This is a genomic window from Vreelandella zhaodongensis (assembly GCF_013415115.1).
GTDB lineage: Bacteria > Pseudomonadota > Gammaproteobacteria > Pseudomonadales > Halomonadaceae > Vreelandella > Vreelandella zhaodongensis.
Genome location: NZ_JACCDD010000005.1, coordinates 252,110 through 278,564, shown reverse-complemented (window position 1 = coordinate 278,564; position 26,455 = coordinate 252,110). Strand labels below are relative to the sequence as shown.

The following is a 26,455-nucleotide window of genomic DNA, read 5'->3' as shown; positions in this document are numbered from 1 at the left end:
TGAGTGTTTAAGTTGCCGCAGCGGGCATTGCCTTAAACTGACGCATTAAGCCAAAGTAAAACAGCCCGCCTAGCCCTGCGCCAATTAGCCATCCGAAGCCATCAAGGTTTGCAAGAGCGGGAACTACGACCGTAGAGAGCGAGAATAGCGCTGCACCGCCGAAGGCAATTAGAGCGCGGGTATTCCAGCCTTTCACGTAGTAGTAGGCGCTGCCGGGGGCGGAGGAGAACAACTCTTGCATATTGAGCTCCTGGCGCTTAATGAGATAGTAGTCCACCACGATGATACCGTAGAACGGCGCAACGATTGCCCCCAGGGTGTTCACAAAACCTGGTACACCGATTTGGCTAATCACCGAGATCCACAGCGCGCCCACAAAGAAAGCAATCACCGCGGTAATCAAGCCTCCCATCTTAAAGCTGATTTTACTCGGGAACAGGTTGGCAAGGTCATAAGCCGGGGGAATGAAATTAGCCACCAAGTTAATGCCTACCGTAGCGGCAAAGAACGTGAGTGCGGCCACAATGGTCAATGCTAGAGAGTCAACGCGTTCAACAATATCAGCGGGGTTGGTCAGCGCGTCTCCAAACAACACTAATGTGCCAGCAGTGATGATCAGCGCAATAAAGGAGAAAAACGCGACGTTTAGCGGCAGACCAAGCAAGTTACCAAGCTTCATTTGGCGCTCTGTTTTCACAAAACGGGTGAAATCACCAAAGTTAATCACTACCGCCGCAAAATAGGCCACCATCGTGCCAACAACCGCCAGGAACGCGCCAAGGCTGCTGCCACTGTACTCTCCGACGCCGCTAAAGATAGTGCCTACAGCGGGAAGTAGTTCGCTGCCTGCCTGGTACCACACAATGATCATGAGTACGACCATCACCAAGTAAACCAGCGGTCCTGCCCAGTTTAGAAAGTGTTTGATGCGCTCAATGCCTTGCCAGAAAATTGCGATTTGAAATAACCAGACAATAACAAATGACACCCAGGCAACGCCTGAAAGGCCTAGAAAAGTACTGCCATTGCCTGCCCCAAAGAGTGCCGTGATGAGCAGCGCCACAGCCGTCGATGCAAAGTAGGTCTGCACGCCATACCAAAAAATGCCGACAATGGCGCGTAACATCGCTGGAAGGTTAGCCCCCCGCACCCCCATGCTGGCGCGCACCATAACGGGAAACGGGATGCCGTACTTTACGCTTGGTTTACCCGTCAGGTTGACCAGAAACATGACAATGACCCCAGCCAGAATGATTGCGGTCATGACCGCCCAGCCATTTAGGCCATAGGATAGAAACAGTGACGCCGCCAGGGTGTAGCCAAATAGGCTTTGAATATCATTCGACCATACGTTGAAGATTTCAAATGCTCCCCAATTGCGGTTTTGGGGTTTTAGGGGGGCAAGGTCTTCATTGTAAAGGGTGGGGTCAATATGCCTTATATCGAGTTCACTGCTAGGTAGTTTATTCATTATCAATGCTCTCTTGTCGAAAGGCCTACCTACCACACATAGTGCGGTAGGCAGGTGCGAGGCATATTTACTGGTTAAACCGCTGGCAGGCAGGCCAATGTTTCATCAGTAGGTAATAGGTCAGGCCAGCAGGTATCAGACTGGCGTACCAGGAGATCGAAGAGAATAGTAATGCAGCGGCAATGCCCACCACTGTAGCAACCAAGGCGGCATTGTTGACCCCTTGATAAGGGCCAGTAGCGTCGTAAAGCTTACCAATATCAAGCGTGCGGCGGCGGATGATGTAGTAATCCACCACGAGAATGGCAAAGATAGGGCCAAGGAAGGCGGAGTACGTTTGTACGAAGAGCTGAAGGCCAGCGGCGGACTCAGGCTGAACCAGTTTCCAAGGGAAGGTGGCAAAGGCCAGCAAACCAACAATAATGGTGGCGATCGGAAACTTAAGTTTGAATACGTCCATCAGTATGTAGGTGGGTGGCACCACGTTGTTAAGTACGTTGGTGGTTACCTGGGCAAAGGCGATAAATAGCAGCGTGGTCATTAGTAGTGGCGTGTTGTCCACGGCGTTGGCAAAGACCTGAATGGGGTCTGCTGTGCCTGTCGCCTCTGACACCATATAGCCAATCAGGCCCATAAACAGCGTGCATGGCAAAATCGACATGGCGTAAATGGTGGTTAACAGGCTTTGTTTGGTACCTTTCTTATGCTCTCGCGAATAATCGCTGACATTGAGCATCATGGTGCTGTAGATGCCCAGGAACAGCATGGTGGCACTCCAGAACGGCAAGCCCCAAGAGCCTTCCATGGTCAAAATGCTAGCCGACAGCTCATCGCCGTAGCGTTGTACCGTGGCGTAGAACATATACATCAACGAAAGCAAAATAAAGACGCTGCCGATGTTCTCAAGCCACTTAATGCCCTGAAAGCCCAGCACCGACAAGCCAATCTGCAAAAACTGGAAGGTAATAAAGTAGAAAATTAGGTTATCGAAGCCGAACAAGGTGGCAGACACCATATTCAGTGCGCCCGCGCCAATCCAGCTTTGAAAGCCATACCACACTACGGCAGGCACGGCCCTTACCAGACCAGGAATACGGGTGCCGGTAAAGCCGAAGGCGCTACGTGCTTGCACCATAAAGGGAATGCCGTACTTGTAGCCAGCTGCGCCGTTAATCGCCAACGCAATACCGATCACAAAGCAACCAATTGCAATGGCAAGCGTTGCCTGCAGTAGGTTTAAGGTGCCCACTACACTTGAGCCCATGGCGAAGGTGCCAATTGAGACGCAGCCACCAAACCAGGCTAAAAAGTAGGATGTTCGCCCCATAATTCGCGTGTTTTGGGGGGCTAGGCTTTCAGCGCCTGGTGCTTTGCTGCCCGTTGCGGTGCTTGCAACTGGTGGTTCTTCTGACGCAATAGAAGGGTTAGGGTTGCTCATATTCGTCCTCGCAAGATTATCGATGTTATTGGTAGCTTGGGCACGTTAAGTGCTCAAGTGGTGCTTGCGGCGTGGCGTACTGACGACACTGTTATTTCTTGTTTTTTCTATGTTTGTTTTTATGGTTGGGTGATTAATGCATTGCTAAGTGGTTATCACCTTGGTGTAGGAAGTTGAAGGTCGGATAGCGCGGAAAACTTACCGGTAAACGGCTTCGGGCGTGGATAAGCTAGGTCACCGTGTTTACTGGTATAAAGGCCCAAACTAACCAGTGATTCCGCGAGCTTTAACGCGGCGCTAACACCCTCGACAACGGGTAGCCCTACTTCACGGCTAATGTCTGCAGTCAAATTAGCCATCCCGCCGCACCCTAGGACGATGGCTCCAATGCCATCCTCATCACGAGCACGGCAGCACTCTTCTACAATGCGGGTAAAGGCGGCATCTGGGTGGTGTTCAAGATCGAGCACTGGAATTTCAGCGGCACGTATGCGGCGGCAATGATTCCGGAACCCATACTGCTCTAGTAAGTGTTCTGCAATAATGCCGGTGCGTCCCAGTGTCGTCACAATAGAAAAGCGCGTGCTTACCAGCGTGGCTAAGTGAAAGGCGGCCTCCGCAATGCCGATGACGGGCGCGCGGGTTAGCTCTCTGGCTGCCAATAAGCCTGGGTCGCCAAAGCAGGCCACCACGTAGGCATCAATATTGCCTTCACGCTCTCCTTTAAGGACTTCTTCGGCAACGCCTACTGCGCTGATGGCCTCATCAAAATGGCTCTCGATGGACACCGGTCCAGCATCGGGCTGGGTCGCGGTAACGGTGGTCGATGCTGCTGCCTGGCATTGAGCGGCCTGATGAATAGCGGCCGTCATGGAAGCCGTCGTGTTGGGGTTAATAATACGTATGTGCACGCCAATCACCTTTCAGGTAAACAATTTTGGGTATCTTGTATACGAAAATAGGGTTGTTTCACATAGACCGCAAGCTCTTTTATGCAGTCAAAAGTAAGGTGGTTGCTTGACCAATTGTTCAGGCTTTAGCGAGGTAGTGATGTTTTCACTGCGAAAATTTAACTATGTCAGCTAATTAACGCTGCGTTAGATTGAAGTGGTTACTGAATGCCGCTATCTTGTATACAATTATTTTTTATGTTGCGGTTTTCTAATATCAATAAAATGCACTGCATCTATGAAAGGAGCTTCTGAATGACGAGTTCATCTGATCGACAATCGAGTACTTATCCGCGTGATTTGGTGGGATATGGCCGCAGGGGGCCTCACGCTAATTGGCCAGGTAAAGCAAAGATTGCTGTGCAATTTGTGCTGAACTACGAAGAGGGTGGGGAGAACTGCGTACTTCACGGTGATGCTGGGTCAGAGCAGTTTCTGTCTGAGATTATTGGTGCTGCTAGCTATCCTGATCGCCATTTAAGTATGGAATCGATCTATGAGTATGGTTCCAGAGCTGGCGTTTGGCGGATCCTGCGTGAGTTCGAAAAACGTGACTTGCCGCTAACGGTATTTGGTGTGGCAATGGCGTTAGAACGCAATCCGGATGTTGCCCAAGCATTTAAAGAGCTGGGGCACGAAATCGCCTGTCACGGCTATCGTTGGATTCATTATCAGGAAGTCTCTGAGCATGTTGAGCGAGAGCACTTGCAGAAAGCTATGGAGATCTTCCAGCGCCTTTATGGTGAGAAGCCTGAGGGGTGGTATACCGGGCGCGATAGCCCAAATACCCGACGGCTGATTCTGGATGAAGGCGGCTTCCTTTACGACAGCGACTATTACGGTGACGATTTGCCGTTCTGGACTTCTGTGACTGACAGCCAGGGTAGTGAGCACAATCATCTTATCGTGCCCTATACCCTCGATACTAACGATATGCGCTTTGCTGCCCCGCAAGGCTTTAATACGGCAGATCACTTCTTTACCTACCTGCGTGATGCCTTTGATGTGCTTTACGCTGAGGGTGATGAGTCGCCCAAAATGCTCTCTATTGGCATGCACTGCCGGCTGTTAGGGCGTCCTGGACGCTTCCGCGCGCTGCAGCGCTTTTTAGACCACATCGAGGCTCATGACCGCGTCTGGGTGGCCCGTCGTGTGGATATTGCCCGCCACTGGGCAGAACACCATCCCGCTCCAACCCGCTAAGAGGCAAAATAATGAATAAATCTCCTTACTACGCCCCTACGGGAGGGCATCCACCGCAAACTCAGCTAACCGCCGACCGCGCGGTGTTTACGCAAGCGTATGCATTGATTCCCAAAGGCGTGATGCGCGATATCGTCACCAGCAATCTGCCCTTCTGGGAAGGTACTCGGTTATGGGTGCTGGCGCGTCCGCTTTCTGGCTTTGCTGAAACGTTCTCTCAATACATTATGGAAGTACAGCCTGAGGGTGGCAGCGAAAAGCCGGAGCTAGATCCCCAGGCCGAGGGCGTGCTGTTCATTGTGGAAGGTGAGTTAACGCTTACTCTGGCTGGCGAGCGCCACACGATGCGTCCTGGTGGCTATGCGTTTATTCCCCCGGGTAGCCACTGGCAAGTGCGTAATGAGTCTTCTGTTCCCGTACGTTTTCACTGGGTGAGAAAAGCGTATCAGTTTGTGGAAGGGCTAGACGTACCGAAGGCCTTTGTCACCAATGAACAGGATATTGCCCCCATTGAAATGCCTGGAACTGAGGGCCGCTGGGCAACTACACGCTTTGTCGATCCTGCTGATGTGCGTCACGACATGCACGTCAATATCGTTACTTTCCAGCCGGGGGGAGTGATCCCCTTTGACGAAACTCACGTGATGGAGCACGGGCTTTACGTGCTGGAAGGTAAAGCGGTGTATCACCTTAATCAGCAATGGGTTGAGGTAGAGGCTGGCGACTTTATGTGGCTACGCGCATTTTGCCCACAGGCGTGTTACGCCGGTGGGCCGGGACCGTTCCGTTACTTACTGTACAAAGACGTCAATCGCCACGCCGCACTTAAGCTCTAACGTTGAGCTGAGGTGTTCAAGTCCTGGTGTTCAAGTCCTGGTGTTTAAGTTCTTATTTTTAAGTTCTTATTTTTTAAGTTCTGGCGTTGGCTGCTTCGCTGTGTGCTTACTCAGCGAAGCAGACTATTTTAGGATTTTATAATGATTAATCTGATAGCCAAACCGCTAACAGCGGAGGCATTTGTGCCCTTTGGCGATGTGATTGATGTCCGTACATCAGCATCGTTCCCCATTAATGCCGGACGTACCCAGCGCCACCACGACCTAGCAAAGGTGGAGACGCTTGGCGACAACGCCCATGCGCTGATTAATATTTTTGTCAGCCAGCCGGTTACGCTACCGCTAGAATTAACCTTTTTAGAGCGCCATCCTCAGGGTAGCCAAGCCTTTATGCCGCTACATCAGGAGCGTTTTATTGTCGTGGTAGCCCCACCTGGTGACACCATTGACGCTGAGGATGTCCGCGCTTTTGTTACTGATGGCCGTCAAGGCGTCAATTATCGCGCAGGTACCTGGCACGCTATCCAGTCGGTACTTGAGCGTGAAGGTGAGTTTTTAGTGGTGGATAGGGGAGGCGATGGCAATAACTGTGATGAATTCCCGGTGGAGATCTGCGTAACATTGGCGTAATTCATTTCATGGTGTTGCATCGCTGTCATACTGGACGCGTTACACTAATTAATTAGTGTCATTAACTATAATTTAAATGGTTGGATTTCTATGAACGCACTGCACTTCTCTTCGATCCGTCGTACTAAAATTGTCGCCACCCTTGGCCCCGCCAGCGACCGGGAAGGTGTTTTGGAAGCTATGCTAGCGGCGGGTGTTGATGTGGTGCGTTTAAACTTCTCTCACGGCACTGCCGACGATCATCGTCGACGCTTAGTGCGTGTCCGGGAAATTGCTGCCCAACTGGGCCGAAGCGTAGCAGCGCTGGGTGACCTCCAGGGCCCTAAAATTCGTATCGCGCGCTTCAAAGAGGGCGCTGTGGTTCTTCAAGAGGGCCAGTCGTTTATTCTTGATATGGCGCTTGATGGCGATTCTGGCGACGAGCATCAAGTGGGCTGCGACTATAAAACGTTGGCGCAAGATGTGGCAGCCGGTGACCGCCTGCTGCTGGATGATGGTCGTGTGGTGTTAGATGTCACTCGGGTAGACGGTCAGCAGGTGCACACCGACGTGGTCGTAGGCGGCAAGCTCTCCAACCATAAAGGTATTAACAAGCAGGGCGGCGGGCTCTCTGCCCCGGCGTTGACCGAAAAAGATAAAGTCGACCTAAAAACTGCGGTTGAGATTGGCGTCGATTACTTGGCTATCTCGTTTCCCCGCCATGCGGAAGATATGCTAGAGGCGCGTCGTCTGTTAGGTGAAGCAGGTAAAGAGATTGGCTTGGTAGCGAAGGTTGAGCGTGCCGAGGCGGTGGCGGATGAGGCAACTCTTGACGGCATTATCGAAGCGTCGGAAGCGGTCATGGTGGCGCGTGGCGACTTGGGTGTCGAGATTGGTGATGCCAAGCTGGTTGGGGTGCAAAAGCGCATGATCAAGCGTGCGCGTTCGCTTAACCGCGCCGTGATTACTGCCACGCAAATGATGGAAAGTATGATTTCAGCGCCGCTGCCTACCCGTGCAGAGGTATTCGACGTTGCTAACGCGGTGCTGGATGGTAGTGACGCGGTTATGCTTTCCGCCGAAACAGCTGCGGGCGATTACCCATTGGAAACCGTAGAGGCAATGGCTCGAGTATGCTTAGGTGCCGAGCGGGAGAAAACCGCCCAAGAGTCGGGGCACCGTATTCATGAAGGTTTCTCTCGGCCAGACGAAACCATAGCGCTTTCGGCAATGTATGCTGCCAATCATATGGAGGGGGTTACGGCGATTGCCTGTATGACGTCCTCCGGTTACACGCCGTTAATTGCCTCGCGTATTCGCTCAGGCCTGCCGATTGTTGGGCTTGCCCACACTCCCGTTGCCCAGCGCCGCATGGCGCTCTATCGTGGCGTGGTATCGCTGCCATTTGATACCTCAGCAATGAGCGCCACAGAACTCAATGATGAAGCGCTAACGCTGTTGGTTAAACAGGGTATTGCCAAGCCTGGTGACCACGTGATTCTGACCCGAGGCGATCATATGAATGCTCATGGCGGCACGAATACCATGAAGATAATGGCGATCACTGAACAGCATGCTTCACACGCCAAGGGGTAACTCATGCGTGCCATGGTGCTGGCGTTTTCATTACTCTTCAGCCTGCCTGCGATGGCGAGTATACCGATCATTGCGGCAGCCTCCGACCTGCAGTTTGCTTTAACGGAGGCTGCCAAGCGGTTTACGGCAGAAACAGGCGCCCAGGTAAGGCTTAACTTTGGCTCATCGGGAAATTTTCGCCGTCAAATTGCCCAGGGAGCCCCTTTTGAACTCTACTTGTCAGCGGATGAAGCGTATGTGTTTGCCCTTCACGAAGAGGGCCATACGCAAGATGAAGGCGTTATGTATGCCATCGGTCGATTGGTATGGCTTCAGCGCGCAAATCGTGGCGACCTGCCGGATGAGGCCAACCCATTAGAGGGGGTTAAACAAGCGGTTGCCGCATACGCCAGTGGGGCGCGGGAGCGTATTGCCCTGGCGAACCCTGAGCATGCACCTTATGGCGTGGCGGCACAGCAGGCGCTGCGTTTCGCCGCATTATGGGAACCAACCGAGCCGCTGCGCGTGCTAGGTGAGAATGTCTCCCAAGCGGCTCAGTTTGCGCTGGCAGACGATGCTCGTGGTGGTCTAGTGGCTTACTCGCTTGCATTGGCACCTGCGCTTGCCGAGCGTAGTGAGTACCTACTGATTCCTGAGGAGTGGCATACGCCGCTGCGCCAACGTATGGTGCTGACTCGGCAGGCGGGTGACGTAGCGAAAGCATTCTATGCGTGGCTTCAGGAAGAGGACGCGATTGCTATCTTTCAGCAATATGGTTTTAGTACCGAGTAATGGATTGGACGGCGCTCTCGGTATCACTACGCTTAGCAGGCTTAACCTGCCTTTTTTTACTCCCCGTAGGAATATGGCTTGGCCGCACGCTTGCAACGGCTCAGTTTCGTGGTAAAGGGCTGTGTGAAGCGCTGATAGCACTGCCGCTAGTGTTGCCGCCCACCGTACTCGGCTTTTATTTGCTACAGCAATTTGGTCGCGATGCGCCTTTGGGAAGCTTTTGGGCTTCGCTCACAGGGGGAGGGCTCAACTTTACCTTTAGCGGTATCTTGCTAGCTTCCTTAATCGCGAATTTGCCTTTTGCGATTCAGCCTATTCAGCGTGCGTTTGAAAACGTACCGATTAACTTGCGTGAAGCTGCCTGGTGCAGCGGCCTGAGCCCTTGGCAAACATTGTTGCGCATTGAGCTCCCGCTAGTATGGCCAGGCATTCTCTCTGCGGCTGCGTTAACATTTGCTCATACGCTGGGGGAGTTCGGGGTGATTTTGATGGTCGGCGGTGCGATTGATGGAGAAACCCGTACGCTAGCGATTGCCATCTATGATCGGGTACAAGCGTTTGATGAACAGGGGGCTGCACGCATGTCGGCACTGCTGCTTTTGGTGTCGTTAACTACCCTAGGCCTGGTCTATGGGCTGGCCGGCCGACGTAGGTGGGTGCGTGGCTGAGGTTATGGTGGGCAGTGGACTTGAAGTGATGGCTAGGCAGCGTGGGCCGATACCTCTGGATGCGTCGTTTAGCTGTCCGGCGGGCGAGCTTTTGGCACTGGTGGGTCCCTCCGGTAGTGGCAAAACCACATTACTGCGAACCATTGCTGGCCTGTACCAGCCTGAGCTGGGTTATGTGGCGTGTGCCGGTAGCACTTGGTTGGCAACGGACCGCCGCTGCGTGCTTACCCCCCAGCAGCGAAAAATCGGCATGGTGTTTCAAGATTATGCGCTGTTTCCCCATCTCAACGCGCTAGCGAATGTCCAGCTAGCCATGGGGCATCTGCCTCATGCCCAACGCCAGCCCCTTGCAAAACAATGGCTTGCCAATGTGCGCTTGGAAGGGTTGGAAAAGCGTTTTCCCAGTGAGCTGTCTGGTGGCCAGCGCCAACGGGTGGCGTTAGCGCGCGCCTTGGCTCGCGAGCCGCAGGTATTGTTGCTAGATGAACCCTTTTCAGCCGTTGATCAGGTGACCCGACGCCGGCTGCAGCGCGAGCTGGCGCTGCTGCGTCAGCAGATCTCTATACCGATTATTTTGGTGACTCACGACTTGGAAGAAGCGGCGGCGTTGGCAGATCAAATTTGCGTGCTGCATAACGGTGTCAGCTTGCAGCAGGGTAGCCCTGAATTACTGTTTCGGTGTCCAACGTCTCCGTTGGTAGCCAAGCTGTTAGATCGCCATAATATATTCGAAGGTCACGTTGTCAGCATCAGCGGCCAGCGTCGGCTGCAGTGGGGCGAGCGCTACTTAGAGGTTGCCGCAGGGCTCGCCGATTTGCCGCTGGGTGAACGTGTAACCTGGTACTTGCCGCCCTCCGATATTGTGCTTCATCGTCGCGACCGGCCTTCACAAGGCGAACGCGAAAATCCTGTGGCCGCTACGGTGCATGAAATGGTCGTACTTGGCGGTATCACCTCGATCTCGCTGCGCGTTTCTCATGGCGATATGCTACGTTTCGATATCGCCACTCATGCTGCTAGGCGCAACCAGCTAGCGTTGGGGGAATCCGTGTATGTGTCGCTACTGGCGGAAGGCATTCATCTTATGTCAGGAGATCACGTGGCTAAATCTTTGAATAACACGTCTCCTAATAACAAAAGGAACCTGTCATGACCATTACGCGCCGTCAGCTACTTAAGACGTCTTTAGGGGTTTCGCTAGCGGCGAGCTTACCGTTGCCGCTGTTGAACGCTTGGGCGGTTGAGCCTCGCCAAACCTCGACACTGCCGCTGGCGATTCACAGCCAAGAAGGCCCGCATCGATTAGACGTTGAAGTGGCTGAAACCGCCTCTCAGCGACAGCGCGGCTTAATGGAGCGCGAGCACCTACCGGAAACGCGTGGCATGCTGTTTCGGTTTGAGAGCGAACAGCCTGCTGGCAACGCCTTCTGGATGTACCGCACGTTAATCCCGCTGGATATTGCTTTTATCAACGGTGAAGGGCGCATTGTAGCGATTAACACCATGCAACCCTGCGCGTCTGAAACGCCCCGAGAGTGCCCCGCTTACCCAGCAGGTGCGTCTTTCCACGCCGCACTTGAGGTGAATGCAGGCTACTTCGCTGAGCGCGGTATTCAGGTGGGCGACTGCGTATCAGTCCCTGCTCTGGCAGGGTTTTGCCGCCCTGATGCATAGCACGTCGAAAAACGCACGTCGAAATAGGCGTCTTACTGGGGCTTTATTGGATGGCGTTTGCCAATGTTGAGCACGATTAAGGCAATACCGGCAACCACAAGCCCCCCACCTAACAGCTTATGGATACCTAGGCTGTCGCCCATCAATAGTGCCCCCAAGCCTACCGCAAGCACTGGCACCAGTAGCGTCATGGGTACCACCCGATTCACTGGGTGGCGGCGTAAAAGTGCGTACCAAATTCCGTAGGCAACAATCGACGACATGACGGCGGTGTAGCTCATCGCCGCCCATCCCCGCCAGCTCGCTTGCTGAATGGCCTGCCACTGGCCGGTTTCAAACAGCCAGGACCCTAACGCTACCTGTGGAATTGCAAAAAGAGCTACCCAGCCCGCCAATGCTAATGGAGCAATGGAGGGGCCACGCTTAATCAGCAGTTGAGAAACTGCCCAGCCAAAGGCGCTTAACAAAAGAATGGTCAGCGGCAGTGGCGAGGGAAGCGTAGGCCCGCCAGCTAACACAGCCACGCCAGCGAAAGAGAGCAACAGCCCCGCGATACGCTTTGCTCCTAGCTTTTCTTTTAGAAACACCACGGCCAGAAGTGTGGCAAAGGGCGTGCCCATCTGAACTAATAGCGCCCCCGTACCTGCTTCAGCTTGGCCTAGACCGATAAACAGCAGCGCAAAATGCAGGCTCCCGAACGTGATTGAAAGCAATAGCAAAAAAGGCAACTGAGCACGGGCGACGGGATAAAAAGGCACCAGCAGAGCAGCGACGAGCATAAAGCGTAGGGTAGTCATTAATAGTGGTGGTAGCTCCGCCACTCCGACTTTAATCACAAGAATGTTTAGCGCCCAAATGGCGATAACCAATAGGCCTAGCATTAGGTCGCGTAGTGGCACGTTGCTGTCCAGTAGTCACCCATAAAAGTCGCTTCAGCATATCAGTAAGTGCTACTGCAACGTAATGGCAACGCCCTTTTTCGCCTAACGTTGATCGCTAAAAGGCTAACTTGGCTTCTTTTAACCCCATGTCTGCCTACAATAGGGAGTTGTCCGCTTCATCGTCCGCTGTTTAGCCTGCGCGAAAAGTGACACACGGCGGTTTAATGAGAAACAACGCCGAATACAAACCGATAAAAAAAGGATTGATATCCATGATGCTGACACGCTCTATGGCTCGTTTTACCGCCGGCTTGGCTGGCGCTGCGCTTCTTTCAGCCACCTTTGCTGCTCAGGCGCGCGAACTTTCTGTATCAACGGTGCTGTCCGATGCCTTCCCTTGGGGGCAGGCAGCTGAGAAGTGGGCCGAACTGGTAGAAGAACGTAGTGGCGGTGAATTAACACTGCGGGTATATCCGAATTCTCAATTGGTATCAGGCGATCAAACCCGTGAATTTTCAGCCATGCGCTCTGGGCTAATCGATGCGGCGGTAGGCTCGACCATTAATTGGTCTCCCCAAGTACCTGAGCTGAATTTGTTCTCTTTACCATTCTTTATACCCGATGAGGCGGCCGTCGATGCGGTGACTGGTGGGGAAGCGGGGGAATTGGTTTTTGAAGCGATTGAGTCTCGTGGGGTGATGCCGCTGGCCTGGGGCGAAAATGGCTTTCGCCAAGTATCCAATTCTCGAGGCGCTATCAGCCAGCCGAGTGATTTAGAAGGCCTGAAAATCCGTGTTGTGGGTTCTCCGTTATTCCAAGATACATTCTCAGCCCTTGGCGCCGACCCAACACAAATGAGCTGGACGGATGCTCAGCCAGCGTTAACAACAGGTGCGGTTGATGGGCAGGAAAACCCGCTTTCTGTGTTTGATGTCGCGCGTATTGATCAGGTGGGGCAGGAGTATCTGACTCTCTGGAACTATATGAACGATCCGCTAATTTTCGCGGTGAATCAGCGGGTTTGGCAGTCGCTTAGTGAAGAGCATCAGGTACTGTTGCGTGAAACCGCGGTGGAGGCGGGGGAGTGGGAAATAGCCATGACCCGTGAAGAAGAAAACGAGCGTCTTGCTGCCATTCAGGAGCGTGGTGTAACGGTGACTGAGCTAACTGATGAGCAGTACCAAGCCTTTGTCGACGCAACACAGTCTGTGTATGAAAAATGGGCACCGCGCATTGGCGAAGACTTGGTCAATGCGGCTCAAGCGGCGATCGACGCACGTTAATGTTTCCCGTGAGTTAGCTGCCGGCCTTTAGGGCCGGCAGCGTTTGTTGAGAGGCTGCCATGAAAGGCTTTCCCGATGCACGCCCAGAACGTTGGCTGGGTGCGCTGTCACTTATTGTTATTTCGTTGATTAGTTTGGGAAATGTGATTACACGTTACCTAACAGGCGGCTCATTTTCGTTTACCGAAGAGTTTTCTGTTTTTCTACTGGTGGTATTGACCTTTGCAGGGGCGTCAGTAGGGCTCAGACGAAACCGTCATATTCGCATCGGGTTTTTAGAACGTGCGCTACCTGGGCGGTGGCGCAGTGGACTGGTTCTATTCCAGGCGCTGTGCGGGCTCACCGTGCTGGGGCTGATGACTTGGTATGGTGGGAAACTGGCGTGGCAAGAGTATCAGTGGGAGTCGCTGTCTCCAGGGTTAGGGCTGCCCCAGTGGTGGTATTTGGTATGGCTACCGGTATTGTCAGCTGCCATGGTGTGGCGTCTCGTTCAGCAAACCCGTGACCGACTAAAGGGAGACCTGAACAATGACGCCTGATATCTGGATGCTTCTCGCGTTTGCTGGGTTTTTGATAGCGGGTGTGCCAGTTGCGTTTTCGTTAGCACTAGCAGGCTCAGTGGGTATTGTGGCTGGTTTATCGCCGGATATGCTGGCGACGCTTGGTACGAATACCTACAACAGCGTTGCTAAGTACCCATTGATCGCTATTCCGCTATTCATTCTCACCGGTCTGATTTTTGAACGTTCAGGGGTAGCACTTCGCTTGGTGCGATTTGCTCAGGCGCTGATAGGACCTCGCCACGGCGGTTTGGCGCTTGTCGCGGTGCTGGTGTGCATGATCATGGGAGGCATGAGCGGATCAGGCCCCGCGGATGCGGCGGCGGTGGCCATGGTTATGCTGCCAAGTATGACGAAGGCGGGGTATCCAAAGCCTTTTTCTGCAACGCTAATTGCCGCGTCGGCTTCTACCGCTATTTTAATTCCTCCTTCTGTCGCCCTGATTCTTTACTCGATTGTGGTGCCTGGCGTTGATCTCCGCGCGTTGTTTGCTGCGGGTTTGTTTCCCGGCATCTTAGCAGGACTAGCGCTACTGGTACCCGCTATGATCGTTGCTAAGCGTTACGGCTGGGAGGGGACGCCGGTAGAAGGTGCTGAAACCTTGACCGTTCGTACGACGTTTAGGCAGGCGTTGCCAGCCTTGTTTGCCCCAGTGCTCATTTTAGGGGGGCTGCGTTCAGGTTTATTTACCCCCACCGAAGCCGCTGTGGTAGCCGTTGCCTATGGCACCATCGTAGGACTATTTCTGACGAAAGAGCTTTCGTTACGTGATTTGTGGGAATTGTTAGGAGAGGCCGCGATTATTTCAGGTGTGGTCATGCTAATTATCGCACTGGCGGGAATTTTTGCTTGGGCCGGTACGATGCTAGGCACCTTCCGGCATTTGGCAGAGTGGATTATTGGCTTAACGGATAACGGCATCCTGTTGCTAGTACTCGTTATGCTAGCGGTGTTGGTCGCTGGCATGTTGCTTGATGCTATCTCCATTTACTTGATCATGATGCCTGTACTGATTCCGGTAATGCAGCATTTTGAATGGAACCCTGTATGGTTTGGCATTCTGTTGGCCATGAATATCGCGATTGGTCAATTCACCCCGCCTGTTGCGGTGAATTTGATGGTGACAACAGAGATCGCAAAAATTCGCCTAGAAGAAACCTTGGGTTGGGCGCTGTTATTTGTCTTAGCAATGGCATGTGCGTTAGCCCTGGTGGCTATTTTTCCGAGTATTGCCCTGTGGTTACCGTCGGTACTGGGCTATAACGTATAAAGTGACCCAGTTAAACAGTGGGGAAGCTTGGGGCTAAGATGCAAAAACCGCTAAACGCTATAAAAAAGCAGGAGAGTAATTAACGGTAACTAAACGTTGTTCATGGGTAATCTGGTTTTGTTGTCTGAGCTGCTTGTGGTAAGTGACGCTGATCCTGGCATTGCTTACAAGCGTTAAGTATATCTGCTAAAGAAGGGGACTTAATAGCAAGCACCAGGATGTGGTTGGCTAATACAGCGGTGAGAACTCACCGTGTGTTTCGCCAAGTAGGTTTTTTTTCGCTAAAGTAGTACATGTCGGTTGTACAAGCTGACGTCGATAACAGATTGTCTTGAAAACGTTTTGGAAGCAATACACCTGAGGGAACCGTTCAGCAGGTGGATTCAAAGCGCATAACGCTCACAACATCAAGATAAAGAGGTGTATCCATGAAACGCCATGTATTTTCTACCGCTGCCTTTTCTGGCGCGTTGGTTGCAGCGGCAAGCTTTGCCTCTCCTGCAGTGGCTCAAGATCGTTTTATCACCATCGGTACCGGTGGCCAAACAGGCGTTTACTACGTCGTGGGTCAGTCGGTCTGCCGTATGGTTAACCGTGGTAGCGATGAGCACAATATTCGTTGTAATGCACCGTCTACGGGCGGCTCAGTTGCCAACGTAAATGGCATGAAAACCGGCGAGCTGGATATGGGCGTCGTTCAGTCTGACGTTCAGTACCGTGCTTTTAACGGACAGGCTAACTTTGAAGAAGATGGCCCTTGGGAAGAGATGCGCTCTGTATTCACCATGCATGGTGAGCCACTGACCGTTGTTGCCCGTGCTGATTCGGGGATCGAGAATATCAGCGATTTCCCTGGCAAGCGCGTCAACATTGGTAACCCTGGTTCTGGTCAGCGCAACACCATGGATGTTGTCATGGATGCGTTCGGTTGGGATGAAAATACCTTTGCACTAGCGTCACAGCTTGACGCGGCTGAACAGGCAGCTGCGCTGTCTGACAACAACATTGACGCCATGGTGTATGTGGTAGGTCATCCAAATGGCTCTATTCAAGAAGCCACTACCACTATTGATGCCCGTTTGGTGTCTGTGACCGGTGAAGAAATTGACGCTCTGGTTGACGAGTATCCTTACTACACGCGCTCAGTGATTCCGGGTGGCCTGTACCGTGGTAATGATGAAGATGTCGAAACCTTTGGTGTCGCAGCAACGTTCGTCTCGTCCACTGATGTTGATGAAGACATCATTTACGAAACGGTTAAAGCGGTGTTCGAAAACTTCGACCGTTTCAAGCGTTTACACCCAGCGTTTGAAAACCTCAACGAAGAAGACATGATTTCAGACGGTTTGACAGCGCCACTGCATGATGGCGCAGAGCGCTATTACCGCGAGCGTGGTTGGATCGAGTAAGGTTAAAAGAGCGCTATTAACGTAAAGTGAATAGTGTTGCTTTTTGTTGCAAAGCGCGGGCATCTTGGGTGTCCGCGCTTCTTGTTGAAAGCGCTGATTGTCAGCGCTGACCATTAGGCAGGGCAAGCGTATGCGTGATGACAAACAACCCTCGGCAACTGCTGATGGCAACCTAGAGGACATGGTTGCATCCAGTGATACGGGGGCAAGGAAACCCCTTGGGATCCCCGGCAAGTTGCTCGTTGGTATTGCGGCGACATGGTCGCTATTTCAGCTGTGGATTGCATCGCCACTTCCTTACATGGTGGGTGTGGGCGTATTTAATGCTACGGAAGCGCGCTCAATCCATTTGGCGTTTGCGCTTTTCCTGGCATTTATGGCCTACCCTGCACTTAAGCGGTCACCTAGGGATCGTATTCCGCTTCAGGATTGGCTATTTGCAGCGGTTGCTACTTTTTGTGGGGCGTATCTTTTCCTCTTTTATTCAGACTTGGCGCAGCGCCCAGGGCGCCCTATCACGCAAGATGTCGTGGTCGGTGTTATTGGCATTGTGTTACTGCTTGAAGCCGCACGGCGAGCACTCGGGCCGCCGCTGATGATAGTGGCAGGGTTATTTATTGTTTATTCGCTGTTTGGCCCTCAAATGCCGGGAATCTTAGCTCACCGAGGGGTCAGTCTTAACGGATTGATTAACCATCAGTGGTTAGGCACCCAAGGGGTTTTTGGCATCGCAGTTGGGGTCTCGACCAGCTTTGTCTTCTTGTTTGTGTTGTTTGGTGCGTTACTGGATAAAGCGGGAGCGGGTAACTATTTCATTAAGGTTGCTTTCTCCATGCTTGGGCACTTTAAAGGCGGGCCAGCCAAGGCTGCTGTTGTGGCGTCAGGCATGACTGGTTTGATCTCAGGGTCGTCGATTGCCAATACGGTTACCACGGGCACGTTTACGATTCCGATGATGAAGCGTGTCGGCTTTAGTTCAGAAAAAGCCGGTGCCGTTGAAGTATCCTCCTCGGTTAATGGTCAAATTATGCCGCCTGTTATGGGGGCTGCAGCATTTTTGATGGTGGAATATGTTGGCATTTCTTATGTGGAAGTGATCAAACACGCCTTTTTGCCAGCCATTATTTCCTATATCGCACTTATCTACATTGTCCATCTTGAAGCGCTAAAAGCGAACATGACTGGGCTGCCATCCAGCAATCCGGTTCGTCCGCTGCTCAATAAAGTGATCGGTTTCCTGACCGGACTTCTCTTGCTGATGGGGCTGTCGTTTGCCGTTTACTACGGTCTTGGTTGGCTTAAGCCGGTACTAGGCGATGCAACGCCCTGGGTTATCGCGATTCTGCTTTCGGTGGCCTACATTGGCCTACTCAAAGTGGGCGCTGCTTATCCAGAGTTAGAGCTAGATGATCCCAACTCAAAAGTGATAACGCTGCCGCAAACCAAGCCCACCGTGATGGTCGGGTTGCACTATATTCTGCCGGTTGTCGTATTGGTCTGGTGTTTGATGGTCGAGCGGCTCTCGCCTGGGCTGTCGGCATTCTGGGCAACGGTATTCATGATTTTTATCATGGTCACGCAACGGCCGGTTATTGCTCTTTTTCGGGGGCGCAGTAAGTTAGCCACTGATGTAAAAGAAGGGTTCCTCGACCTGTGGGAAGGCTTGGTTGCAGGCGCTCGTAATATGATCGGGATTGGTATTGCCACAGCGACGGCAGGTATTGTGGTAGGTGCCGTATCGCAGACAGGCGTTGGTCTAGTGCTTGCTGATGTGGTGGAAATTCTCTCGGGTGGCAACCTGATGATGATTCTACTGCTGACTGCGGTGCTCAGCTTGATTCTGGGTATGGGGCTGCCGACCACGGCTAACTACATTGTGGTATCGGCCTTGATGGCACCCGTGATTGTGATGCTAGGCCAGCAAAATGGTTTGATTGTGCCGCTTATCGCTGTGCACCTGTTTGTGTTCTATTTTGGCATTATGGCGGATGTAACACCGCCAGTGGGCTTGGCGTCTTTTGCGGCGGCGGCCGTCTCTGGCGGTGATCCACTGCGCACAGGTTTCCAGGCGTTTTACTATAGCCTAAGGACAGCTGCACTACCTTTCCTGTTTATATTTAACACGGATTTACTGCTCATAAACGTCTCGTTTATGCAGGGTATCGTCGTCTTTATAATTGCGACCATCGCCATGTTGATCTTTGCCGCAGGAACCCAAGGCTTCATGGTAGTGCGCAGCCGCTGGTACGAGTCACTGCTGCTGTTACTCGTCGCCTTTACACTGTTCCGCCCTGGGTTTTGGATGGATAAAATCCATGATCCTTATGAGTCAGTGCCGCCTGCACAGTTTGCGCAAGCGTTAGGCCAAGTAGACGACGGTAGTAATCTGCGTGTGCAAATCGCCGGTGAGGATGATTTTGGTGATCCGATGACGACCTATGTTCTTGTCCCTGTACCTCGTGGTGATACTGCTGAAGAGCGTATGGAACGGCTAGGTATGGAGCTATGGGTCGATGGTGAGCAGGCAACGGTTGATTTCGTTGAGTTTGGTGGCTTGGCGCAGGATCTAGGCTTCGACTTCGACCAAGAGATCATCGAAGTTCTTGCACCAGTAGACCGGTGGGCCAAAGAGTGGATGTGGATACCAGGCTTTGCCATTTTTGCCCTTGTCGTACTTCTGCAACGCCGTCGTCGTGAGAAAGAGCGGTCTGAAGAGTTGACTACGGCTACTTAGTGGAGGCCACTATGTATCAAAAGATTTTACTACCAGTTGATTTGAATGAGGAGGCGTCTTGGCAAAAGGCGCTGCCCACGGCCATTACGCTCTGCGAAACCTTCGGAGCATCGCTGCATATAGTGACCGTGTTACCGGAGTTTAAGATGCCCATGGTGGGCGCTTATTTCCCTAAAAACTTCTCCCAAAAGGCCCACGAAGCTATCAAGGAGGCGCAGCACGCGTTCATTAAAGAGCATGTGCCTGAGGATATTAAGGTGCAAAGCGTGATCGTGGATGGCTCCCCTTGGGAAGCCATCATTAAGGTAGGCAAAAAGCTTGATACCGACCTTATCGTGATGGCCTCACACACTAAGCGTAAGTTCGTTGACTACGTGCTTGGGCCAAATGCGGAGCATGTGGTTCATCATGCCAAAGTATCGGTGATGATCGTACGCTAACGCGTTGAGAAGCCTTGGTTGGAACAGCTAACTCCAGGTCGACGGGCCTGGAGTTTTTTGTGGTTGAATATTACTGATCACTAACGCATCGAATAAATTGGTGTTAAAGGTGCTGAAACAGGAATTTTTGTACGTTATGCCACTAGATAGGTTCCCCCGTTCAAATGCTCAGCTACATTAATAGTACGTTAAGCCATTAACTTATGGTTAACGAGCTCATGCATGTGGCAACCCCTTTTCAGGGTGTTCGGCTAGCTTCAGTTCAACTTGAGCAGGGTGTTGAAAAGCCACCGCTGTATTGGGGTAAATCTAAGGAGTCATGCCATGAATGCAGCTACAACAAAAACGCACGACCGAGCAGATATGCCTAACGTAAAAATTACCATCAACAAGGTTGGAATGGATCGGCCGCGTGCATGGCTTGCCGCGGGTTTTGAAGACTTTCGCCGTGCGACGGCCGTTAGTTTGACCTACGGTATGTTTTGGGTAGGCCTGAGCATTGCTATTACAGCAGGTGCTATCACATTGGGGTATTGGTACTGGCTGTTACCCATGATTGCTGGATTCATGTTTGTCGGCCCCTTAGTAGCAGTAGGGGCTTATGGCATTAGTCGTGCCATTGAGGAGGGGCGTGTGCCCAACCTGGGCGATGCATTCGGAAGTTGGCGTCCGCATGCTGGGCAGTTAGCGATGATGGGCGTCATGATGATGATTTTCTTCCTCGCGTGGATTCGCCTTGCCACACTTCTGTTCGCGTTATTCTTTGGGTTTGAGGTGCCTAGCCCTGCAACGCTTTACTCGTCACTGCTGACGACGCCGGAAGGTTTAGGCATGATCGCAGTTGGTACTGCTGCGGGTGCCGTGTTGGCCTTTGGTGCTTTTGCGATAAGCTCAGTGGCTATCCCTACCTTGATGGATCAAGACCTTACTTTTATGGAAGGTATTGAAGCAAGCGTGCGTTGTGTAGCGGGTAATTTCCGCCCTATGTTGTTATGGGCAGTTATTTTGACAGTGTGTGTGTTAATCGGGGTACTGACTTTTTATATTGGTTTGGCACTCATTCTGCCTGTGTTAGGCCACGCAACATGGCATGCCTATGAGGATTTGGTGCGCTTTGAGCCAGTTGAAAAGCAGGACTCTTGAGTGTCAATAGTTCGCATAAGTGAAGGAGTAACAAGCCTCTAGCTAAGTATTTCCCTAGACAGTGCATTCACTGAAGCGTATTTCACCTGACCTAATAAAAGAGATAGCGTAACCTTACGCTATCTCTTTTTGCTATTTGTAGCCTGGTTTTTTCTAGGAGTGATCGCCTCCAAAGCGCAGCAGGTAGGCTGCCATATCAGGGTGCATTAATGTGAGGATGTCACTGTGAAAGCATATTTATTGGGGTGGGTTGTCTTGGCACTTAGTATTCCCCAAATGGGGCAAGCTGAGGGGGATGGGCCTTTAGAAACGCCAGAAGGGCCTGTGATTCTGAAGGTTAATGGAAAAATAGCGCATACCAACATTGCTCAGGAAGCACGTTTCGACCGAGAAATGTTAACTGCACTGCCGCAACACGCTTTTGAAACGGGTACTCCCTGGACAGACGGTTGCAGCCATTACAGTGGCCCTCTTATGCGCACATTGCTGAAGCATTTGGGTTATACCGGTGACGTTGTGCATGTGACAGCACTCAACGGCTACGAAGCGGAAATACCGATCAGTGATTTCTATGATTACGACGTGATTCTGGCATTAGAGCGAAATGAGCAACAAATCCCTATTCGGGAATATGGCCCTTTATGGGTGTTGTATCCTTTTAGTCAAGATGAGGCACTGCTGAGTGAAAAAATGCGTTTCAGATCGGTTTGGCAAGTCATGCAGATAAATGTCCGCTAGCAGCTCAAATACTCGGACACCGCGACTGCTTCGTTATCCGCGTCGCTTTAAGCTGGTTGCGATGATTACGGTGCTGTTATTTGCAGCAGCCCTGGTGGTCGCCGCATTAGCGGCTTGGCGGCAAGATAATCTGACCCAAAGTTATAGAGAAGATACTGCGTGGGTAGCCTACAAGCTTGATCGAGATGCTGTTCAACTGCTCAATCACCTACTTGCCGCGACTAGGGGTACGCTTTCGCCGGCCGCCCAGGACGATCTGAATTTGCGTTTTGAACTTCTTTATAGCCGTATGACGCTGTTGCAAGAGGGCGAAGTCAGTTTGCTATTAAAGAACATTAGCAATGCGACAACATTATTAGCCGACATCCAACAGCAGCTAGATCGGCTAGACCCCATGATTGAGCCGCACGACTCCCTTGCCCAGTTGCCGGTAATGGAGCTGGAAACAGAGCTGCAGGTGCTTAATAGGCTCACAGAGCGGTTTGTGATTGCCATCAACGGCTACCTAGCAGAGTCTGCTACCGAAGAGCGCGCGCTGCTAAGCATGTTATATAAGCTATTGATGTCGCTGCTGGTAGGTATGAGCCTTGCGGTGTTGTTGGTGATTGTTTTCTTGGTGCGTGAGATGCGCGAGAGCGCCGCCGCCCGGCGCGAGCAAGAGCAGTTAAGTCATCAGTTAGAAGTTACTGCCAAGCAGGCACAGGCCGCAAATCATGCCAAGTCAGACTTCTTGGCAATGGTGAGTCATGAAATCCGCACGCCGCTAAACGGGGTTATCGGCATGAGCGAGTTGCTTCGCGAACCGGCCAGCCCTGATCAAATAGAAGATTATGCTCGGACAATACACGAGAGCGCTAACCAGCTATTGGCGATGATTAATGAAATTCTTGATTTTTCCAAGATTGAAGCTGGCCATCTAACCCTCGACACCTCACCTACTGCCTTGCAGCCTTTGTTGGACAGCGTGGTATCGTTATTTGAACCTCGGGCGAAAGCAAAAGGCCTGTTGCTAACACTGCATGTGGATCCTCTGGTGCCTGCATGGGTGATGATTGACGCGAGTAGATTGCGTCAGATCCTCCTTAACCTGATTGCTAATGCCATCAAGTTTACTGACCATGGAAAGGTGGCCATTCGGGTGCATGCTACGCACACACGCTTAACGTTCGAGGTGTGTGATACAGGGTGCGGTCTGAGTGAGGAGCAGCAGGCGATCCTGTTTGAACCTTTCCAGCAAGCAGATGAAACCGTTGCTCGCCGCTATGGCGGAACAGGATTAGGCCTTGCGATTTGTAAACGTTTAAGCGATGCCATGCAGGGTAAGTTGGGCGTTCGTAGTGCCACGGCTCAGGGCAGTACGTTTTGGTGCGAGTTACCTCTTGTAGAAACGACACCCGACAATACGCCGCTCCCGGCTGAGCCTGCCCACGACTTTACAGGTACCTCGCTGCTGTTGGTGGAAGACAATGCGATTAATCGTAAAGTGGCGACTGGACTGCTATCTCGATTGGGGTGTGACGTTGTGTGCGCTGAGAATGGCCGCGATGCACTGACATTGGTAAATGCTCAGCAGGTGCATCTCATTTTTATGGATATTCAACTACCTGATATGGATGGCATTCAGGTGACCCAAAAGCTTCGCTCGCAAGGGGGGTGGCTAGCTAAAGTGCCCATTGTCGCCATGACGGCGGGCGGTGTGGGAGATGACCGCCAGCGCTGCCTTACCGCGGGCATGAGTGATTACATCACCAAACCATTGTCGTTGCTCACGCTTAGCAATGTGCTTTCTTTGCAGTTTCGTGATGCTTCGCGCCAGGATGCGTTGGCAGCCCTGCCCACGGAGCGGGCCAAAACAGGTGAGGTGTCGTTACTTAATCGCGCAACATTAGGCATGCTGGTGGAGTCGTTAGGCGCTGATAGCGTCAACCAGCTAGTCACGTTGTATCATCAGCAAACAAGTGATTACTTTGCCCAGATTGCTGCCTGTCTGCGCAGTAGTGAGCGTCTAACCGAAGAGCAGTCGCGTCAGTTGGCGCACTTAGCGCACCAGTTGCGCGGCGAATCGCTTGGAATAGGTGCAGAAAGCCTGGCTTTCGAAGCTAAGCGACTGGAAACTATCGCGAGTCACCCTGCCGCTTCTCAACGCGATGTTGTCGATGAAGCGGTAAGCGTTATGAGACAAACCGCTGCGCGCACTCATGCTGCGTTGGAGAAATGGCGCCGTGATAACTGTTCAGATGAATAGTGGGATTTTGACCGCTGCCAGTAATCAGCTAAACCCGTTCCAGGCTGCTCGGGAGCTAGCCCAACGTTTGTGCCATGAGCACTTGGGATTTGTGCTCTTTTTTTGCAGTGCTGAATATCCGTTAGACGATTTGGCAGGCGCGCTTGGCCGCGTGTTTGACAATGTGCCGATGAGCGGCTGTACGACGGCGGGCGAAATTACGCCGCAGGGCTATGACCGTGGCTCAGTGGTTGCAATAGGTTTTGATCGCCGCGTGTTTGCGATTGAAACTGCGCTGATAGACGACCTTGAGCACTTTGATCTTAGCCGTGCGCAACCGCTAGTGGATACGCTGTTAGAGCGTTGCCGACAACAGGCTGTTGCCCCGGTGAATGAGCACAGCTTTGCGCTTACCTTGCTTGATGGTTTATCTAGTCGTGAAGAGCAGGTGTTGGCAACGTTAGACGCTGCGCTTGGTCGTATTCCCAGTTTTGGTGGCTCGGCTGGCGACGATAATCACCTTACCCACACCCATGTTTATGCGGATGGGCGTTTCCATACTCGCGCTGCTGTGGTTGTCATGCTCAATACTCGGCTGCCGTTTGAAGTATTTTCTACGCATCACCTTGAGCCGCTAGCCCACAAGCTCGTCGTGACAGAAGTTGACCGTGAACAGCGTCGTGTCGTAGAGCTTAATGGCCTGCCTGCGGCAGACGTATACGCGGCGCTGGTAGGCTGCGCTGTTGATGCACTGACACCCTCCATTTTTGCCCAGCACCCGCTGGCGGTTTATATCGGCGGCCAACACTATATTCGTTCGATACAACGCGTTAATGATGACGCTAGCCTAACGTTCTATTGTGCGGTAGAAACGGGCATTGTGCTCACCGCGATGCGGCCTACGCCATTACTCTTAGATTTAGACGCAATGTTACAGCGGGTGCAACAGCGCCTGGGAGCGACACCTGCGATTATCGGGTGCGACTGTTTTTTAAGGCGCATGGCGCTTGAGTCTCTTCAGCAGCTGGAGCAGGCATCAGCGCTGCTTCGCCAAGCAAGGGTGGTTGGGTTTAATACTTATGGTGAGCAGCACCATGGTATGCACGTTAATCAAACCTTCACGGGGGTGGCCTTTGGCGCTCTTCCAACTAGCGGCGGATAGCGATACAGCGGCGGATAATGCAACGCTGCGTGAAGAGAACCGCCGCCTGAGAAAGGTCTGCCATGCGCTAATGGAGCGCGTGGAGTCTGGGGTCAGCCCCAATAGCGCCCCCTATGCGGCGTTTGAGCGTTCGGTTCTGTTGGCAGAGCAGGTGCGTGAACGCACCGATGCACTGCATCGTACATTAGACGAGCTCAGCCAAGTGAATGCACGCCTGTTGACGGCGAATGCCGAAGCTGAAGCCGCGAATCTTTCAAAAACCAAGTTTTTAGCAGCGGTTAGCCATGACTTGTTACAACCCCTGAATGCTGCCCGATTGTTTGCCAGTGCGTTAGAAACCCATGCATTGCCCGATGCCTCCCAGGCCTTAGTAGGACACATAGGGCGCTCGTTAAAAGATGTCGAAGGGCTCTTGGGTACATTGGTGGATATTTCCCGCCTTGATGCGGGGGTGCTCCACGCGGACAAAGCCCCCTTTGCGGTGAGCACACTGTTGGATGCCTTGGCAGAAGAGTATCACCAAGTGGCCGCCGTGCGTGGGCTAACGCTGCACTACGTGCCATCCAGTACGCTGGTAGAGTCTGATTTAGCATTGCTGGCCCGAGTGGTGCGCAACTTTCTCAGCAATGCCGTGCGCTACACCGAGCATGGACACTTACTGCTAGGCTGTCGACGACGTGCTAATGGTCTTGAAATCATGGTGGGAGACACCGGCCCAGGTATACCGGAACCACAGCGTGAGGCGATTTTTCTGGAATTTCGCCGCGCTAATCAGGCTCAGAGTAGTCACAGTCGTGGACTGGGGCTGGGGCTAGCGATTGTTGATCGCATCAGCACCATGTTGGACCATCCTGTCATGCTTACCTCACAGCTAGGGTGTGGTTCCATTTTTTCAATCCTGGTGCCTTATGCGCCGCCGAATGCGGGTGACAGCAGCGCCACATCGCCTCGGGCGGTGCTTTCCCATGGGGAGCTCGATCCACTCCAAGGTTGCGTGGTATGGGTGATTGATGATGACCCTGCCATCACTGAAGGCATGCAGGCACTGTTAGGCAGTTGGGGATGTCGAGTAAGAGCGGCAGCCACGGTGAGTGCGCTTGAGGCCGCCAGCGATGGTGAGCGCCCAGCAGTGTTGTTGGTGGATTATCACCTGGGAGAGCATCGGGAAAGTGGGATCGACTTAGCATCCCGTTTGCGCCGACGTTACCCAGGCTTAGCCACGGTGGTGGTTACTGCCAATCATGAGGCAGCCTTGAAACGGGCTGCCCGAGAAGCCGGTATGCACTGTTTGCTGAAACCCCTCAAACCGCTGCGTCTCAAAATGCTACTAGGCACATTGCTGCAAAGCTAATAACCATCGCGCTACCCTTTTAGTGCTAGCGCTACCCCTACCTC

23 protein-coding genes are annotated in these 26,455 nt (G+C 52.5%); 19 read left to right on the top strand and 4 right to left on the bottom strand.

Annotation, left to right across the window (positions count from 1 at the left end; all coding sequences use genetic code 11):
* Positions 1-7: 7 nt before the first annotated feature.
* The 3 genes from HZS79_RS10995 to HZS79_RS10985 all read right to left on the bottom strand — a co-directional run bounded on the left by HZS79_RS10995 (position 8) and on the right by HZS79_RS10985 (position 3,820).
* Positions 8-1,471: an NCS1 family nucleobase:cation symporter-1 gene (locus HZS79_RS10995; protein WP_179927874.1), complete on the bottom strand. Its 1,464-nt coding sequence runs from the start codon at positions 1,469-1,471 to the stop codon at positions 8-10.
* A 67-nt stretch (positions 1,472-1,538) separates the two neighbouring features.
* Positions 1,539-2,909, bottom strand: a complete 1,371-nt coding sequence (locus HZS79_RS10990) for an NCS1 family transporter (RefSeq protein ID WP_162217702.1) — start codon at positions 2,907-2,909, stop codon at positions 1,539-1,541.
* A gap of 155 nt (positions 2,910-3,064) precedes the next feature.
* On the bottom strand, positions 3,065-3,820 hold the full coding sequence (locus HZS79_RS10985; protein WP_162217703.1) for an aspartate/glutamate racemase family protein: 756 nt from the start codon (positions 3,818-3,820) through the stop codon (positions 3,065-3,067).
* A gap of 294 nt (positions 3,821-4,114) precedes the next feature.
* On the opposite strand from HZS79_RS10985, the gene puuE reads away from it, so the two are divergent.
* The 8 genes from puuE (at position 4,115) to HZS79_RS10945 (ending at position 11,216) form a co-directional block, all read left to right on the top strand.
* Complete coding sequence (gene puuE / locus HZS79_RS10980) at positions 4,115-5,062, top strand: allantoinase PuuE (RefSeq protein WP_162217704.1); 948 nt, start codon at positions 4,115-4,117, stop codon at positions 5,060-5,062.
* 11 nt (positions 5,063-5,073) lie between these two features.
* Positions 5,074-5,898 carry a bifunctional allantoicase/(S)-ureidoglycine aminohydrolase gene (locus tag HZS79_RS10975; RefSeq protein WP_162217705.1) on the top strand — a complete coding sequence of 275 codons (825 nt, stop codon included), beginning with the start codon at positions 5,074-5,076 and terminating at the stop codon, positions 5,896-5,898.
* 141 nt (positions 5,899-6,039) lie between these two features.
* Entirely contained in the window at positions 6,040-6,528 is a 489-nt protein-coding gene (locus tag HZS79_RS10970) for an ureidoglycolate lyase (protein WP_179927872.1), read from the top strand.
* A gap of 90 nt (positions 6,529-6,618) precedes the next feature.
* Complete coding sequence (gene pyk / locus HZS79_RS10965) at positions 6,619-8,103, top strand: pyruvate kinase (protein WP_162217707.1); 1,485 nt, start codon at positions 6,619-6,621, stop codon at positions 8,101-8,103.
* A 3-nt stretch (positions 8,104-8,106) separates the two neighbouring features.
* Positions 8,107-8,874 carry a molybdate ABC transporter substrate-binding protein gene (gene modA / locus HZS79_RS10960; RefSeq protein ID WP_162217708.1) on the top strand — a complete coding sequence of 256 codons (768 nt, stop codon included), beginning with the start codon at positions 8,107-8,109 and terminating at the stop codon, positions 8,872-8,874.
* A complete protein-coding gene (gene modB, locus HZS79_RS10955; RefSeq protein ID WP_162217709.1) occupies positions 8,874-9,542 on the top strand; it encodes a molybdate ABC transporter permease subunit in 669 nt (222 codons plus the stop codon). The genes modA and modB overlap by 1 nt, the downstream gene beginning before the upstream one ends.
* Positions 9,535-10,695 carry an ABC transporter ATP-binding protein gene (locus HZS79_RS10950; protein WP_340159021.1) on the top strand — a complete coding sequence of 387 codons (1,161 nt, stop codon included), beginning with the start codon at positions 9,535-9,537 and terminating at the stop codon, positions 10,693-10,695. Before modB ends, HZS79_RS10950 begins: the two co-directional genes overlap by 8 nt.
* Complete coding sequence (locus HZS79_RS10945; RefSeq protein WP_162217711.1) at positions 10,692-11,216, top strand: DUF192 domain-containing protein; 525 nt, start codon at positions 10,692-10,694, stop codon at positions 11,214-11,216. Before HZS79_RS10950 ends, HZS79_RS10945 begins: the two co-directional genes overlap by 4 nt.
* Before the next feature lie 32 nt (positions 11,217-11,248).
* On the opposite strand, the gene HZS79_RS10940 is transcribed toward HZS79_RS10945, so the two are convergent.
* The gene (locus HZS79_RS10940; protein WP_179927870.1) at positions 11,249-12,115 is read right to left on the bottom strand and encodes an EamA family transporter; all 867 of its coding nucleotides are present in this window, start codon (positions 12,113-12,115) and stop codon (positions 11,249-11,251) included.
* A 254-nt stretch (positions 12,116-12,369) separates the two neighbouring features.
* Between HZS79_RS10940 and HZS79_RS10935 the strand changes: the two genes are divergently transcribed.
* The 11 genes from HZS79_RS10935 to HZS79_RS10885 all read left to right on the top strand — a co-directional run bounded on the left by HZS79_RS10935 (position 12,370) and on the right by HZS79_RS10885 (position 26,411).
* Positions 12,370-13,380, top strand: a complete 1,011-nt coding sequence (locus HZS79_RS10935) for a DctP family TRAP transporter solute-binding subunit (protein WP_179927869.1) — start codon at positions 12,370-12,372, stop codon at positions 13,378-13,380.
* Positions 13,381-13,439: 59 nt separating this feature from the next.
* The gene (locus tag HZS79_RS10930; RefSeq protein WP_162217714.1) at positions 13,440-13,919 is read left to right on the top strand and encodes a TRAP transporter small permease; all 480 of its coding nucleotides are present in this window, start codon (positions 13,440-13,442) and stop codon (positions 13,917-13,919) included.
* Entirely contained in the window at positions 13,909-15,210 is a 1,302-nt protein-coding gene (locus HZS79_RS10925) for a TRAP transporter large permease (RefSeq protein WP_179927868.1), read from the top strand. Before HZS79_RS10930 ends, HZS79_RS10925 begins: the two co-directional genes overlap by 11 nt.
* Before the next feature lie 428 nt (positions 15,211-15,638).
* Positions 15,639-16,619 carry a TAXI family TRAP transporter solute-binding subunit gene (locus tag HZS79_RS10920; protein ID WP_162217716.1) on the top strand — a complete coding sequence of 327 codons (981 nt, stop codon included), beginning with the start codon at positions 15,639-15,641 and terminating at the stop codon, positions 16,617-16,619.
* Positions 16,620-16,749: 130 nt separating this feature from the next.
* On the top strand, positions 16,750-19,353 hold the full coding sequence (locus HZS79_RS10915; RefSeq protein WP_179927867.1) for a TRAP transporter permease: 2,604 nt from the start codon (positions 16,750-16,752) through the stop codon (positions 19,351-19,353).
* An 11-nt stretch (positions 19,354-19,364) separates the two neighbouring features.
* Entirely contained in the window at positions 19,365-19,793 is a 429-nt protein-coding gene (locus tag HZS79_RS10910; protein ID WP_162217718.1) for a universal stress protein, read from the top strand.
* 324 nt (positions 19,794-20,117) lie between these two features.
* Complete coding sequence (locus HZS79_RS10905) at positions 20,118-20,936, top strand: DUF2189 domain-containing protein (RefSeq protein WP_162217719.1); 819 nt, start codon at positions 20,118-20,120, stop codon at positions 20,934-20,936.
* Between the two features lie 225 nt (positions 20,937-21,161).
* Positions 21,162-21,674 (top strand): putative pterin-binding protein, encoded by a 513-nt coding sequence (locus tag HZS79_RS10900; protein WP_340159020.1) that lies wholly within the window; start codon positions 21,162-21,164, stop codon positions 21,672-21,674.
* Positions 21,664-23,919 (top strand): ATP-binding protein, encoded by a 2,256-nt coding sequence (locus HZS79_RS10895; protein WP_179927866.1) that lies wholly within the window; start codon positions 21,664-21,666, stop codon positions 23,917-23,919. Before HZS79_RS10900 ends, HZS79_RS10895 begins: the two co-directional genes overlap by 11 nt.
* Positions 23,912-25,060, top strand: a complete 1,149-nt coding sequence (gene nosP / locus HZS79_RS10890) for a nitric oxide-sensing protein NosP (RefSeq protein ID WP_246311458.1) — start codon at positions 23,912-23,914, stop codon at positions 25,058-25,060. The genes HZS79_RS10895 and nosP overlap by 8 nt, the downstream gene beginning before the upstream one ends.
* Positions 25,032-26,411, top strand: a complete 1,380-nt coding sequence (locus tag HZS79_RS10885) for an ATP-binding response regulator (RefSeq protein WP_179927865.1) — start codon at positions 25,032-25,034, stop codon at positions 26,409-26,411. The genes nosP and HZS79_RS10885 overlap by 29 nt, the downstream gene beginning before the upstream one ends.
* The last annotated feature ends 44 nt before the right edge of the window (positions 26,412-26,455 follow it).